Annotated in this window: 15 protein-coding genes; 10 read left to right on the forward strand and 5 right to left on the reverse strand. The window is 66.4% G+C overall.

The window, feature by feature from the left end:
* Nucleotides 1–9 precede the first annotated feature (9 nt).
* Nucleotides 10–498 carry a DUF2938 domain-containing protein gene (locus MRBLMS1_RS18220; RefSeq protein ID WP_485880861.1) on the reverse strand — a complete coding sequence of 163 codons (489 nt, stop codon included), beginning with the start codon at nucleotides 496–498 and terminating at the stop codon, nucleotides 10–12.
* A gap of 59 nt (nucleotides 499–557) precedes the next feature.
* Here MRBLMS1_RS18220 and MRBLMS1_RS18225 point away from each other — a divergent pair, with 59 nt between their 5' ends.
* The 4 genes from MRBLMS1_RS18225 to MRBLMS1_RS18240 all read left to right on the forward strand — a co-directional run bounded on the left by MRBLMS1_RS18225 (nucleotide 558) and on the right by MRBLMS1_RS18240 (nucleotide 4,575).
* A complete protein-coding gene (locus tag MRBLMS1_RS18225) occupies nucleotides 558–1,202 on the forward strand; it encodes an ArsR/SmtB family transcription factor (RefSeq protein WP_456148128.1) in 645 nt (214 codons plus the stop codon).
* Nucleotides 1,202–1,714, forward strand: a complete 513-nt coding sequence (locus MRBLMS1_RS18230) for a ClbS/DfsB family four-helix bundle protein (protein WP_485880864.1) — start codon at nucleotides 1,202–1,204, stop codon at nucleotides 1,712–1,714. The genes MRBLMS1_RS18225 and MRBLMS1_RS18230 overlap by 1 nt, the downstream gene beginning before the upstream one ends.
* A gap of 93 nt (nucleotides 1,715–1,807) precedes the next feature.
* On the forward strand, nucleotides 1,808–3,523 hold the full coding sequence (locus MRBLMS1_RS18235; RefSeq protein WP_485880866.1) for an NAD+ synthase: 1,716 nt from the start codon (nucleotides 1,808–1,810) through the stop codon (nucleotides 3,521–3,523).
* A complete protein-coding gene (locus MRBLMS1_RS18240; RefSeq protein ID WP_485880868.1) occupies nucleotides 3,520–4,575 on the forward strand; it encodes a bifunctional nicotinamide-nucleotide adenylyltransferase/Nudix hydroxylase in 1,056 nt (351 codons plus the stop codon). The genes MRBLMS1_RS18235 and MRBLMS1_RS18240 overlap by 4 nt, the downstream gene beginning before the upstream one ends.
* Before the next feature lie 26 nt (nucleotides 4,576–4,601).
* Here the strand turns inward: MRBLMS1_RS18240 and MRBLMS1_RS18245 are convergent, their stop codons facing one another.
* A complete protein-coding gene (locus MRBLMS1_RS18245) occupies nucleotides 4,602–5,417 on the reverse strand; it encodes a hypothetical protein (protein WP_485880870.1) in 816 nt (271 codons plus the stop codon).
* A gap of 139 nt (nucleotides 5,418–5,556) precedes the next feature.
* On the reverse strand, nucleotides 5,557–6,459 hold the full coding sequence (locus tag MRBLMS1_RS18250) for a LysR family transcriptional regulator (protein ID WP_485880872.1): 903 nt from the start codon (nucleotides 6,457–6,459) through the stop codon (nucleotides 5,557–5,559).
* Nucleotides 6,460–6,586: 127 nt separating this feature from the next.
* Here MRBLMS1_RS18250 and MRBLMS1_RS18255 point away from each other — a divergent pair, with 127 nt between their 5' ends.
* From MRBLMS1_RS18255 to MRBLMS1_RS18265, 3 genes are all read left to right on the forward strand, one after another.
* A complete protein-coding gene (locus MRBLMS1_RS18255; protein WP_485880874.1) occupies nucleotides 6,587–8,008 on the forward strand; it encodes an MFS transporter in 1,422 nt (473 codons plus the stop codon).
* Nucleotides 8,005–8,409, forward strand: coding sequence for a DUF4440 domain-containing protein (locus MRBLMS1_RS18260; protein ID WP_456148123.1), 405 nt, complete (start codon nucleotides 8,005–8,007; stop codon nucleotides 8,407–8,409). The genes MRBLMS1_RS18255 and MRBLMS1_RS18260 overlap by 4 nt, the downstream gene beginning before the upstream one ends.
* Before the next feature lie 88 nt (nucleotides 8,410–8,497).
* Nucleotides 8,498–8,671 (forward strand): hypothetical protein, encoded by a 174-nt coding sequence (locus MRBLMS1_RS18265; RefSeq protein WP_485880876.1) that lies wholly within the window; start codon nucleotides 8,498–8,500, stop codon nucleotides 8,669–8,671.
* A gap of 21 nt (nucleotides 8,672–8,692) precedes the next feature.
* Here MRBLMS1_RS18265 and MRBLMS1_RS18270 read toward each other — a convergent pair whose 3' ends face one another.
* Nucleotides 8,693–9,157, reverse strand: a complete 465-nt coding sequence (locus MRBLMS1_RS18270) for a DUF2269 family protein (protein WP_139092088.1) — start codon at nucleotides 9,155–9,157, stop codon at nucleotides 8,693–8,695.
* Entirely contained in the window at nucleotides 9,145–10,455 is a 1,311-nt protein-coding gene (locus MRBLMS1_RS18275; protein ID WP_485880879.1) for an SDR family oxidoreductase, read from the reverse strand. The genes MRBLMS1_RS18270 and MRBLMS1_RS18275 overlap by 13 nt, the downstream gene beginning before the upstream one ends.
* Before the next feature lie 77 nt (nucleotides 10,456–10,532).
* Here MRBLMS1_RS18275 and MRBLMS1_RS18280 point away from each other — a divergent pair, with 77 nt between their 5' ends.
* The 3 genes from MRBLMS1_RS18280 (at nucleotide 10,533) to MRBLMS1_RS18290 (ending at nucleotide 12,414) form a co-directional block, all read left to right on the forward strand.
* Nucleotides 10,533–11,000 (forward strand): hypothetical protein, encoded by a 468-nt coding sequence (locus tag MRBLMS1_RS18280; protein ID WP_128140702.1) that lies wholly within the window; start codon nucleotides 10,533–10,535, stop codon nucleotides 10,998–11,000.
* A 119-nt stretch (nucleotides 11,001–11,119) separates the two neighbouring features.
* Entirely contained in the window at nucleotides 11,120–11,476 is a 357-nt protein-coding gene (locus tag MRBLMS1_RS18285) for a hypothetical protein (RefSeq protein WP_128140701.1), read from the forward strand.
* A gap of 29 nt (nucleotides 11,477–11,505) precedes the next feature.
* Nucleotides 11,506–12,414, forward strand: a complete 909-nt coding sequence (locus tag MRBLMS1_RS18290; protein ID WP_485880882.1) for a manganese catalase family protein — start codon at nucleotides 11,506–11,508, stop codon at nucleotides 12,412–12,414.
* The last annotated feature ends 24 nt before the right edge of the window (nucleotides 12,415–12,438 follow it).

Here is a 12,438-nt window from a genome sequence, read left to right on the forward strand (position 1 = left end):
CTGCACAAGTCAGCGCACGGTCGACCACAGCAGGGCCGCCAGGTACAGGCCGACGCCGAACGCCGTGTGGGCCATCAGGCTGCGCAGGCGAGCGGCGGGCGGATGCGGCGTCTTGCTGGCGGCCAGACCGGCGCCCATGCCCGGCTGCAAGATGCAAAATGGCGCGGCCACGCTCACGAGGCCCGCCAGCAGCGCCGGCGCGAACGTCGGCTGCTGCACCCACTCCGGTCCCACCAGCGCCAGCAGCACGGCCGCAAACAGCACGCCGATCACGTAGTGGGCCGTCCAGCCCAGGATGGCTTCATCGCGCACGGGCGCCGCCTGGGCAATATTGGTGTGCGTCACGGTGCCGCGCGGCAAATGGCCGAGCCAGCGCCCCACCATCGCAAAGTTCAGCGAGGGGATGCACCAGAAGCGTTTCAAAGCCACTGCCCACACATCCATCACCGCCGTCGCGCCCACGCCGATTGCCAGTGCATCGAGCCAGAGTATTTGCATTGCCGCTCCTAACATTCAATTTATTGCTTGAATGTTATAAGGGTGCTAGCATCGTGTCAATGAAAAATGTCGATATCGAATTCCTCACCGGTTCCGCCGGGTTTGCCCATATTTTAGGCAGCGCGCCGCGTTTGCGCCTGCTCGAGCAGATCGCGCATGGCGAATATGCGGTGGAGCAGCTGGTGGAGTTGACGGGCTTGTCCGTGGCCAATACCTCCCAGCATTTGCAGCAGTTGCGGCGCGCCGGTTTCGTGCAGGCGCGGCGCGATGGCAAGCGCGTGCTGTACCGGCTCGGCAGCGGCCCCATCGTGCAACTGCTGGCCGCGCTGGACGTGTACGCGCAGCACCAGCGCAGCGAGTTGCAGGCGCTGGGCCGCGGCGACCATGTGGAAGCGATCACGGGCGACGAGCTGCTCGAGCGCATGCGCGAAGCCAGCATCACCGTGCTCGACGTGCGGCCCGCGCAGGAGTTTGCCGCCGGGCACTTGCCCGGTGCGGTCAATATTCCTTTTGATGACTTGCAGCGCAGGCTCGGCGAGTTGCCCGCGCACGCAGAGATCGCCGCCTACTGCCGTGGCCCGTATTGCGTGCTGTCCGTGCAGGCCGTGGCGGCCCTGCGCCAGCACGGCTTGCACGCGCGCCGTCTCGGCAGCGGCTACGACGATTGGCAGGCGGCTGGCTTGCCTGTCGTCAAGGCGGCGTGATGGCGATCCCCAACAGCAAGTCGGAACTGATCGAAGCGATTACCACCACGTATGCGAAGCTGGTGCAGGAGCTGGCGCGCGTGCCGCCGGCGCTATCGCGCGAGCCCGTGCTGGAAGGACAAGTGGCGGGCACGCGCATGAGCGTATGCGATCTGCTCGCCTACCTGGTTGGCTGGAATGAGCTGGTTTTGCACTGGCACGCGCAGCTGCGCGACGGCAAACGCATCGAGGACATCGCCTTTCCCGCCGAAGGTTTCACGTGGAACGCTCTGGGAAAACTGGCGCAGCGCTTCTATGCCGACTATGCTGAACTGGGCATGGACGACTTGCTGCAGCGCCTGGAGCAGGCGAAAAACCAGTTGCTGGCGCTGGTCGAAAGCCATGATGAGGCCCAATTGTATGGCCAGCCCTGGTACACGCATTACACGATGGGACGCATGATCCAGTTCAACACGGCGTCGCCATATGCGAACGCGCGCACGCGCTTGCGGGCCTGGCTCAAGACCTTGTAGCGGGATCGGCGGGCTTGCACGGTTGCATCAGTACGCTCAGAAAAATTTTCAGGCAGGATAGTGGTTTCAAGCGCAACCAACTGAAAGATCGCCATGCTGACCATCGCCCTCGCCCAGATGAATCCCACCGTGGGCGACTTCGACGCCAATGTCGCCGCCATCCTCGCGCGCATGCAGCGCGCCAGCGAGGAAGGCGCCGACCTGCTCGTCTGCCCCGAACTGTCGCTGTGCGCGTATTACCCGGGCGACCTGTTCGAGGATGCCGCCTTCCTGCACGGCATGCAGCAGGCGCTCGACACCGTGCTGCAAGCGTCCACCCGCTGGCCGGCACTGGTCACCGTCATCGGCACGGCGCGGCCCAACTCCGGCGTCGGCAAGCCCCTGTACAACGCCTTGCTGGCGATGCGCGACGGGCGCATCGTCGCCGAATACTACAAGCAGCTGCTGCCCACTTACGGCATCTTCGACGAGGGCCGCCATTTCGAGCCGGGCCCGCCCGGCGCCTGCACCTTGGATATCGCCGGCTGCAAGGTCGGCTTCATGATTTGCGAGGATGGCTGGAATGACGATGGCCGCGCCTACGCCGTCAACCCCTTCGACGCCCTGCACGCGGCGCAGCCCGACCTCATCGTCAGCATCAACGCCAGCCCGTCCGACATCGGCAAGCGCGCCCAGCGCCACGCCGTGTTTGGCGCCGCCTGCGCGCGCGTGAACTTGCCCCTGCTGTTCGTCAACCAGGTGGGCGGCCAGGACCAGCTCGTGTTCGACGGCGCCTCGTTCGCCATGTCGCCGAGCCAGGGCGTGCAATTCGAAGCGGCCCGCTTCGTCGAAGATTTTCCATTGCTGCGCTTTGCCGATGGCCGATTTACGCGTACCGACGGTACCGCGTTTCCCGTGCCCGACCCGGACGGCATCCCCGCCGTGGAGTTTGCGCGGCGCCAGATCGTGCTGGGATTACGCGACTACGCGCGCCGCTGCCGCTTTACGCAAGTCGTCGTCGGCTGCTCGGGCGGCATCGATTCGGCGCTGACGCTGGCCCTGGCCGTCGAGGCGCTGGGTGCCGACAACGTCGTGGGCATCACCATGCCATCCGTGTTTTCCAGCGCCGGCTCCGTCACCGATTCCGTCGCCCTGTGCGCCAACCTGGGCATCCCCCTCTACACGCATCCGATCCGCGACATCGTGGCGCAATATGAAACCGGCTACGCAGCCGCCTTCGACGGCAAGCTGCAGGGACTGCCGCTGGAAAACCTGCAGGCGCGCGTGCGCGGCACGATCCTGATGGAATACTCGAACGCGTTTGGCGCCCTGCTGCTCACCACCGGCAACAAGAGCGAAATCTCGGTCGGTTACTGCACCCTGTACGGCGACACGAACGGGGGACTGGGCCTGATCGGCGACCTGTATAAAACGGAGGTGTTTGCCCTGTCGCGCCACCTCAACGCCAGCGCCGGGCGCGAACTGATCCCCGTCGCCGTGTTGGACAAGCCGCCGTCGGCGGAACTGGCGCCGGGCCAGCGCGACACCGACAGCTTGCCGCCGTATCCCGTGCTCGATGACATTCTCAAATGGCATATCGAAGGACGCCGCCTGCCGGCGCCAGAAAGCGCGCAAGCGTTGACCCTGGTCGACCAGCTGCGCGAGACGGATGAGGGACGGATTCTGGTGACGCGCATCCTCGGCATGGTCGCCCGCAACGAATACAAGCGGCGCCAGGCGGCACCCATCATCCGCGTGCGTTCGCGCGCCTTTGGCAGCGGGCGTCAATTGCCGATTGCCGCCCACTACCCCACCGGAGACGACGCATGACCCCATCCTACCCTGCCGACGCGGCCATCCTGATCGGCCGCTTCCAGCCTTTTCACAATGGCCATGCGGGCTTGCTGCAAAAGGCCCTGACGACGGCCGCGCAAGTGGTGGTGGTGCTCGGCTCGGCCTTCCATGCGCGCAGCCCGAAGAACCCGTTTACGTGGCAGGAGCGGGCCGCCATGATCGCGGCGACCTTGCCCGAGGCGCAGCGTGCGCGCGTGCATTACGTGGCCGTGCGCGACTACTACGATGATGGCCTGTGGGCTGACGCCGTGCGGCACGCTGTGGCGGGCGCCGTGCCGAAGGCGCAGCGCGTGATGCTGGTGGCCTGCTTCAAGGACGCCACCAGTTACTACCTGCACCACTTCCCCCATTGGCAGCTGTTGAACCTGGAGATCGACCCTGGCGCGCCCATCGGCGCGACGGCCATCCGCAACGTGCTGTTCGAGGCGGAAGACGTGGACGTGTCGCTGAGCGCCGTGGCGCAGCTGCTGCCGGCGGCCATCGGCCAGTATGTAAAAGCGTGGACCTTGCTGCCGTGGTACGCGCCGCTGGTGCAGGAATACCGCGCCATCGAAGCATATAAAGCGCGCTGGCGCGCGGCGCCTTATCCGCCCATCTTCACCACCGTCGACGCGCTGGTGCAGACGGGCGGCCACGTGCTGCTCGTGCGCCGTGGCGGCTATCCGGGCAAGGATTTATGGGCCTTGCCCGGCGGCTTCCTGGAACCGCGCGAACGCCTGCTGCAGGGCGCCCTGCGCGAACTGGCGGAGGAAACCCAGCTGGGCGTGCTGGCGCCCACCCTCGTCGAGGCCTTGGTCGGCGTGGCCGTGTTCGACCACCCGGGCCGCAGTCAGCGCGGGCGCACCATCACGCATGCGCATTACTTCGATTTGAAGACGCGCCAGCTGCCGGCCGTGACGGCGGCCGACGATGCGGCGCTGGCGCAATGGGTGCCCGTGGCCGCGCTGCCGGCCATGGAAGAGCAATTCTTCGAAGACCATTTCCACATCTTGAACCACTTCCTCAAGCTCACGCACGAGGGGCGCTGAGAGAGGGCATTCCCCCTCCCCGCGCGTCAGGACGTCACGCGTTCCCAGCCATGCTTGACGGCCGCCTTGAACTTGTCCCACGCCGATTGCGGATACGTGTGCTCCCACGTGGAACGCAGGTCCGCTTCCACGTCGTCCCATGGGCGGCCCCGGTAGCTGTCGCTGTTCGCCATCGAATGGCCATAGCGGTAGGCGGGATCGTAGTCCTCGAAGCGCGCGCCGGTGGTGACATAGGTGGCGCTCCAGTGGCTGCGGTAGTACTGCTCGTCGTCGTAATTGGTGCCGGGCAGGTTGTCGGCGCTGGGATAGCGGCGCACGTTGGCGCCCGCGCTGGACGGCGGCGGGGCCATGTCGGTGGCAAACTGCTGCGACCCTGGCGCCTCGTTCATGCTGCCCTGCTGCGATGACGTATCGGACTGCATGCTGGCGCCCTGGCGCATCGCACTGGCGTCTTGCGGCGCGCCTTGCCAGCCGCCGGCGCGCCAGTGGTCCGCGTGCGCATCGATGTCGAGCGGCGCGTAGCGTTCGACGATGTCGGTGGCGCGCTGGATATCGGCGTCGCTCGCTCCCTCCAGCGTCAGCACGACATGCCCGCGCCGCACGGCTTCCGCATAGATGTGGCGGTCGGCGTGGCTGCCGAACAGGTCGGTAAAGAAATGCTTGACGCTGTCGAGCAGGCTGTCGTTGTCGTCGCGGCGGAGGTTTTCCGCGGCGGACATGTCGTCACTGCCCGCATCGTGCAGGCGGATGCTGGCGCCGGGGAAGCCAGCCGTGATCAGGTCGTGCCGGGCGCGCTCGGCCATATCGCGCGCGGTGAAAACTGCTGCCAATGTATGTGCCATGATGGTCTCCAATCGGTGAACAACGTCCTGCCAGTGTAGGCCGCTAAAAACGAAAGTGGCGCCCGTTTGCCTCTTGGAAATCGTTGTGTTCAACAAATATTGACGACGTGATATGGGCGCCGTGGCGCCACGTGAAACCTCAGTCCGGCATGCCTACGAAGGCGCGCAAAAAGTCGATAAAGGCGCGTACTTTTTCCGCGATATGCTGGGTGTTCGGATACACGGCATACACGCCCTGCTCCGGGAAGACGACGTCGGGCAGCAGGCGGCGCAGGCGTCCCGCGCGCACGTCCCCCTCCACCTGCCACTGCGGCAGCAGGGCCACGCCGCAGCCACCCAGCGCAAAGCCCAGCAGGGCCGAGGCGGAGTCGGAATGGATGGCGGCGTCGTCCTGCGCCGTGAAGGCGGCGGGGCCGCCGGGTGTCTGCACATCCCAGCGCAGCGGCGCGGCCAGACGGCTGTGCGCCAGCCAGCGCGCGCGCTGCAGCTCGTCCAGACTGGCGATGCCCTTGGCTGGCAGGCTGGCCAGGTAGGCGGGCGAGGCGACGGGCCAGATCGCATATGGCTCGATCAGCGCGGCGCGGTAGCTCGAATCGTTGAGGGAACCCATGCGGATGGCCAGGTCATAGCCGCCCGAGATCAGGTCTTCATGCGAGGATGACGACGAGTGCTGGATCTGCAACTGCGGGTGGGCGGCGGCAAAGGCGATCAGCGCGGGGATTACCGTGCGGCTGCCGTATTCGACGGTGGTGGTCAGGCGCAAGGTGCCGCGCAAGCCCTGGTGACCCTGGCGCGCCGTTTCGATGGCACCCTGCGCTTCGCTGAGCACGCGCTGGCAGTCTTCATAAAAGCGCCGCCCCACGTCGGTCAGCGCCAGGCTGCGCGTGCTGCGCGTGAGCAGCGACACGCCCAGCTCCGCCTCCAGCTGTTTCAAATTAAAACTGACGACAGCCTTGCTCTGGCCCAGCACGGCGGCCGCCGCCGTCAGTGAACCGGCGTCGACGATGGCGATAAAAATACTGAGGCGGTCAAGACTGATCATGGATGGAAGTGAGAAGAGATACGGCTTGCAAGGCTTTGTCAAAATGGATTTGACAGTGTAGTCGGGGCTGGCCCGTTACGCAAATGGCGATGAAAGCTTAAGCTGGCCGTTTGCCATTTGGAGCACCATGGACTATCGCAAAAAGGTGGCAGCCATCTATCTGCTGGGGTTTTTCGTCGACCTGATCAACATGTTCATCACCAGCGTCGCCTATCCCGACATCGGCCATGCCCTGCACGCCTCGGTGGCGCAGCTGGCCTGGATCAGCACCGCCTACATCCTCGGCCTGACCATCGTCATCCCGGCCAGCGCCTGGCTGGCTGCCTGTTATGGCAGCAAAACCGTGTTCATGGCATCGTTGCTAACTTTTTTAGTCGCCAGCATCGGCGCCGGCCTGGCGCCATCGATCGAAGCGCTGATCGCCTGGCGCTGCGTGCAGGGCCTGGGCGGCGGCTTGCTTATTCCGCTGGGGCAAAGCATGACCTACCAGCTGTACCAGCCTGCCGAGCGTCCGGGACTGTCCTCCGTCATCATGCTCGTGGGCTTGCTGGCGCCCGCCCTGTCGCCCGCGCTGGGCGGCGTCATCGTCGACAGCCTGTCGTGGCGCTGGATTTTCTATTTGAACGTGCCGTTTGCCGCGCTGGCGCTGCTGCTGGCCGCCTGCTGGCTGCGCCCCGACCCGCCGCGCGCAGCCGTGCCCCGTCTCGACGTGGGCGGCCTGCTGGCGGGCAGCACGGCGATTTTGCTGCTGTTGCTGGGTTTGACCATGCTGGGCACGCCGGACGAGCTGCTGGCCGGCGCCGGCGTGCTGGCGCTGGGCGTAGCCTGCGCCTGGGGCTATGTGCGCGGCGCGTTGCGCAAATCGACGCCGCTGCTCAACCTGCGCCTGGCCGCCGAACCGCTGCTGCGCATTGCCATGCTCATGTATCTGCTGGTGCCGGGTGTCTTCATGGGCGTGAGCCTGCTGGCCATGCTGTATCTGCAGGGCGTACTGGGCATGTCGGCGTCCAAGGCGGGCGCGCTGATGCTGCCGTGGGCGCTGGCCTCGTTTGCCGCCATTTCGCTGACCGGCAAAAGCTACCGCCGCGTGGGTCCGCAACCGCTGTTCATCGCTGGTGCGCTGTTGCAGGCGGCGGGTATGCTGATGCTGCTGCGTGTGGCTGCGGCCGATCAGCTGTTCTGGCTGTCCGGTGCGTATGCCGTGATGGGCTTTGGCGGCGGCTTGTGCAGCAGCACGGCGCAAAGCACGGCCTTCTTGCGCACGCCCGATGCGCAGCTGAGCCAGGCCAGCGCCGTGTGGAATATCAACCGCCAGCTGGGCTTTTGCCTGGGCGTGGCGCTGCTCAGCGTATTACTCAATGGCTTGCTGGCGGTGCAGGGTATCGCATCGCTCGACGACCCCGCCCAGCATCTGCGTGCGGCGCAGGTGTTCCACTGGTGCTTTGCGCTGGCCGCCGCCTCGTGCTTACTGCCTTTGGCACTGTGCCTGCGCATCGACAACCGCGCCGTTCTCGACCTTTTACATCACCATGGAGTAGCAAAAAAATGACTGCAACGAACCCCTATTTTGACGACGTTTTATCCACGCATGTGCTGATCCGCGCATGGCTTTCCGGCGAGGCGGCGGCGGAAAACTGCGCGCAATTGCTGGCGCGGTTTTCGCCCGACTTTACGATGGTGGCGCCGGGCGGGATGCGGCTCGATCACTTTGGCTTGACCAGGTTTTTCCAGGGCGCTGGCGGCAGCCGCCCGGGCCTTGCCATGCGCATCACGGACTTGCAGCTGATCCAGGAAAGCGCCGCCGGTGCGACCGTCTCCTACCGCGAATTCCAGTCGTTGCCGGGCGCGGAAAACACCGAGCGCTGGTCCACCGTCGTGTATGAAAAAACGTCCGATGGCGCTTTGCTGTGGCGCCACCTGCATGAAACGTGGGCCGCGCGGGCGGATTGATCCTACAGCGTGGCGGCAGGCGCGCCGATGGACAATGGCGCTGCGGCTGCTAGGCTGACAGGGTCCTCTCGTTCATCAGGAGCGCGTCATGACCAAGCAAAAATCGCAGGCCGGCCAGAACCGCCAATCGGCCGGCCCCACGGAAGACAAAAGCAGCACCGACAATGATGTTGGCAAGCGCGGCAAGGATGCGGCCAGCCATACGAAGGCCGGTTCCGGCAAGGGGGCCGGCGGCGGCAAGAAGCAGGCCCGCAAACACTGACGCAAACCCGGTGATGCGTGTTCAAGCCGGCTTGGCCGTCATCAGGTAAAACACGACGATGAGGGCGAAGAAGGCGGGCACGCCCAGCGCCGCCCAGATGCGCAGGTAGCGCCAGTACAGCGCGGGCAAGTCCTGGTCGTCGCGCGCGCTGGCCTGCGCCATGTCGCGCATGCGCATCTGCAGCCACACGACGGGCAGCCAGCAGGCGCCCGCGACCAGGTACAGCACCACGGACCAGACGATCCAGCGGCTGCTCAAGGGATAACCGGCCAGGTGGGCCAGGTAAAAGCCGCTCAGGGGCTGGAACACCACCGTCGTGGCTGTAAACAGCCAGTCGGCACGCACCACGTGGCGGCTGACGACGGCGATGGCGCGCACGTCGCGGCTCAGGCTCGTGAACAGCAGGTAGAAGGCCGAGCCGATGCCGGTGCCGAACAGCAGAGTCGACGAGACGATGTGCAGCCATTTGACGATCAGGTATTCCATGGATGTTCCTCCAGTTGGTACAGCAGCCACAGGGCCGCCAGCATGGGCAGGTTTTTTGTCAGGGGGCCGTAGGGATGCCAGAGGAATTCCGGCAGGAACACGGCGATCCAGACGGTATAGAACACGATGAGGGCTGCCTGCAGCGGCCATAGCCAGCGCCGCCACGGCGGGCGCAGCGCCAGGGTGGCCATGCCGAGCAGCAGGTCGAACAGGCAGGCGCCGGCCAGCAGCGGCGGCGCCAAGGCTGGCGGCACACCGCTGCGCTCGAGCAGGTCATAGCTGTCTTCAAGCGGATAGACGCCTGCCGAGACGATGGCCGTGGCGATCCATACGATGGCAATCGACAGGCGCAGCACGGGCAGCAGCCAGTCCAGCTGGGCGCGCACGGCCGCGCCGCGCGCGTCGCTGATGAACTGCGCCACGGGCCGCGGCGCGCGCCCCAGCAAACGCCGCGTGAGCCCCGCATCGGCGGTATTGCCCCGTTCGAGCATGCCCAGGGTGGCGCGGTCCGGCATGGCAAAGCCCAGCAGCCTGGCCAGCAGCAGCACGGGCGGCATCAGCCACCGGGGCAGCGGCATGACGCGCAGCCGCCCCAGCCCCATGGCCGCGCGCAGGGCCGCCAGGTAGGCCGTAAACGGCAGCGCCTGCGGCCCCACGACGGGCACGCGGCGCGTCTTCTGTCCGCCCAGCGCGCCCGCGCCGCGCACCAGCGCGACGATCAGGTCGCTTAAGTCGTCCACGTGCACGGGTTGCACCGGCTGCGGCGCGCGGCCGAAGCGGGGATACACGGGCAGGCTGGCCAGCATGCGGAACAGGCGCGCGCTCTCGCCGTCGTCGCCATACACGAGCGAAGGCTGCACGATGACGGCGCGCAGCGGCAGGCCGGCGAGAAAATCGTCGGCCGCCTTCTTGCTCAGATGGTAGGGCGAGACGGCGCCTTCGTCGGCGCCCAGGGCAGACAGCTGTATCACCAGCTGCACCTCGCTCTCGGCGCAGGCGGCGAACAGGGCGCGCGGCGTCTGTGTGTGCAGGGCCGCAAACGTCTGCGTGCCATGCTCGGCGATGATGCCGACGCAGTTGATGACGACGTCGATGCCGTCCAGGCGCGGCAGCCACGCGGCCTTGGCCGTGTCGCGCGCAAAATCAGCCTCGATCAGGCGCACACGCTGCCCTTCGCCGCTGCGCGCGTGCGGCGGCGCGCGGCGTGTTGTGCACGCGAGCTGGAAACCTTCGGCCAGCAGCGCGGTCGAAACATGCGTTCCAATGAAACCGCTCGCCCCCGTCAGCAGTATGCGCATCGATGCCCTTTCCTGATGGGAGTTGGATTCGCCTTTTGCGTTTCAGTTCATTGCCGCATTCACCATAGGAGACCACCATGCCATCCTTGCCTGCCACCCTGCGTCATGGCGCCCTGTCGGGCAGCCTTGCCTCCCTCCTGTCCGCCGCCGCCCTGGCCCTGTGCGGGCGGCGCGAAACGGGCAGCGTGTTCGCTGCCGTCAACGCCGTCAGCCACTGGCTGTGGGGCGACGAGGCGGCGCGCCGCGACGATGCCTCGCTCAGGCACACCCTGGTCGGCTATGTCATCCACCATTGCAGCGCCATGTTCTGGGGCGTGCTGTTCGAGCGCTATGCGGCGCGCATCCTCGACCGGCGCCGCGTGGCGTCCACCGTCGCGGCGGCGGCTGGCGCCACGGCCGTGGCCTGTTTCACGGATTACCAGCTGACGCCGCACCGTTTGCAGCCCGGCTACGAGATGCGGCTGTCGCGGCCCTCGCTGCTGCTGGTGTACGGCGCCTTCGGCATCGGCCTGGCCGCCGGTGCGCTGTGGCTGCGGCGGCGCTGAGGCGCTGCGCGCGGCGTTTCGCGAGTCACTTTCCTACACGCCGGCCCGCCGCGCGCCTATCTTGCCGGCCGCTGCGCGCCAGTAGCATGGAACTTCATCCACTAACCGAGGAGAAGCGCATGCAGGACGAACACGGTAACACCCCGCAGCATCCCGCCGACCAGGGGCGCAACACGCGCATGGACAAGACCGACGCCGATAAGGCCAAGGGCGATGCGTATGCGAACCAGGGCGGCGGCAAGCTGGCCAGCGGCAATGCCAACAGCGGCCACTGGGCCAACGACGTCATCACGCCGCAGGGCGGGCCCGACCCGGTGGAGCAGGAAAACCTGCGCACCCTGACGCAGCCCGATGGCAATGCCCATGTCAAGGGCGCGGCGCAGCGGCCGCAAAGCGAAGCGGGCAAGCTGGCTGACGACCGGCCGGGCCGCAACGAGTCGAAGGACATCCACAGATCACTGAATCAGCACGAGTAGGCCGGCGTGCTGCGAACGAGGAGAACCCCATGTTTGCACACAACAAGCGACTGCAATACACGGTCAGGGTGGAGCAGCCCAATCCCGGGCTGGCCAACCTGATGCTGGAACAATTCGGCGGCCCGCAGGGCGAGCTGGCCGCCGCCTGCCGCTACTTTACGCAAGCCTTGTCCGAGGACGATCCGGGCCGCAAGGACATGCTGTTCGATATCGCCACGGAAGAACTGAGCCACCTGGAAGTGATCGGCAACATCGTCGTCATGCTCAACAAGGGCGCCAAGGGCCGGCTGGCCGAGGGCGTCGACCAGGCGGCGGAGCTGTACCGCAATATCACGGGCGCGGGCAACGACAGCCATGTGACGCAGGTGCTGTACGGCGGCGGCGCACCGCTGGTCAACTCGGCCGGCGTGCCGTGGTCGGCCGCCTACATCGACACCATCGGCGAACCGACGGCCGACCTGCGCTCGAATATCGCCGCCGAGGCGCGCGCCAAGATCGTCTACGAGCGCCTGATCAACCTGACGGACGACCCGGGCGTGAAGGAAGCGCTGGGTTTCCTGATGACGCGCGAAGTGGCGCACCAGAAGTCGTTTGAAAAAGCCCTGTATTCGATCGAGCCCAATTTCCCGCCGGGCAAACTGCCGGGCGACCCGCAATATGCGGACGTGTATTTCAATATGTCGCAGGGGCCGGGCGAGGAACGTGGGCCGTGGAACCAGGGCGGCAAGTGGCAGTATGTGTCCGACCCGCGCCAGCAGATGGCCGTCGATGGCGGCACGGGCGAGGCGGAAGTGAAATTGCCGCAGGACGAGCTGGCTACCGTGCAGCAAATGGCTGCGCGCACGGCGTCGAATCCCGATGCCGACCCGCTGACGGGCGCGGAGCTGGGGATGCGGCCCAACGGGCGCGATGGCGGCACCTCGTCCATGCCCTTGTAGCGCAGCTGGCCGGGCACCACCAGC

The sequence above is a fragment of the Massilia sp. LMS1-1-1.1 genome (assembly GCF_040815535.1).
Classification (GTDB): Bacteria; Pseudomonadota; Gammaproteobacteria; order Burkholderiales; family Burkholderiaceae_D; genus Janthinobacterium; species Janthinobacterium aestuarii.

Bases quoted from the DNA above. Each gene is read 5' to 3' on its own strand.
- MRBLMS1_RS18260 (WP_456148123.1), top strand. From the start codon at position 8,005: ATGACTGCAACGAACCCCTATTTTGACGACGTTTTATCCACGCATGTG.
- MRBLMS1_RS18225 (WP_456148128.1), top strand. From the start codon at position 558: ATGAAAAATGTCGATATCGAATTCCTCACCGGTTCCGCCGGGTTTGCC.
- MRBLMS1_RS18245 (WP_485880870.1), bottom strand. From the start codon at position 5,417: ATGGCACATACATTGGCAGCAGTTTTCACCGCGCGCGATATGGCCGAG.
- MRBLMS1_RS18280 (WP_128140702.1), top strand. From the start codon at position 10,533: ATGCCATCCTTGCCTGCCACCCTGCGTCATGGCGCCCTGTCGGGCAGC.
- MRBLMS1_RS18220 (WP_485880861.1), bottom strand. From the start codon at position 498: ATGCAAATACTCTGGCTCGATGCACTGGCAATCGGCGTGGGCGCGACG.
- MRBLMS1_RS18235 (WP_485880866.1), top strand. From the start codon at position 1,808: ATGCTGACCATCGCCCTCGCCCAGATGAATCCCACCGTGGGCGACTTC.
- MRBLMS1_RS18230 (WP_485880864.1), top strand. From the start codon at position 1,202: ATGGCGATCCCCAACAGCAAGTCGGAACTGATCGAAGCGATTACCACC.
- MRBLMS1_RS18240 (WP_485880868.1), top strand. From the start codon at position 3,520: ATGACCCCATCCTACCCTGCCGACGCGGCCATCCTGATCGGCCGCTTC.
- MRBLMS1_RS18270 (WP_139092088.1), bottom strand. From the start codon at position 9,157: ATGGAATACCTGATCGTCAAATGGCTGCACATCGTCTCGTCGACTCTG.
- MRBLMS1_RS18275 (WP_485880879.1), bottom strand. From the start codon at position 10,455: ATGCGCATACTGCTGACGGGGGCGAGCGGTTTCATTGGAACGCATGTT.
- MRBLMS1_RS18255 (WP_485880874.1), top strand. From the start codon at position 6,587: ATGGACTATCGCAAAAAGGTGGCAGCCATCTATCTGCTGGGGTTTTTC.
- MRBLMS1_RS18290 (WP_485880882.1), top strand. From the start codon at position 11,506: ATGTTTGCACACAACAAGCGACTGCAATACACGGTCAGGGTGGAGCAG.
- MRBLMS1_RS18285 (WP_128140701.1), top strand. From the start codon at position 11,120: ATGCAGGACGAACACGGTAACACCCCGCAGCATCCCGCCGACCAGGGG.
- MRBLMS1_RS18265 (WP_485880876.1), top strand. From the start codon at position 8,498: ATGACCAAGCAAAAATCGCAGGCCGGCCAGAACCGCCAATCGGCCGGC.
- MRBLMS1_RS18250 (WP_485880872.1), bottom strand. From the start codon at position 6,459: ATGATCAGTCTTGACCGCCTCAGTATTTTTATCGCCATCGTCGACGCC.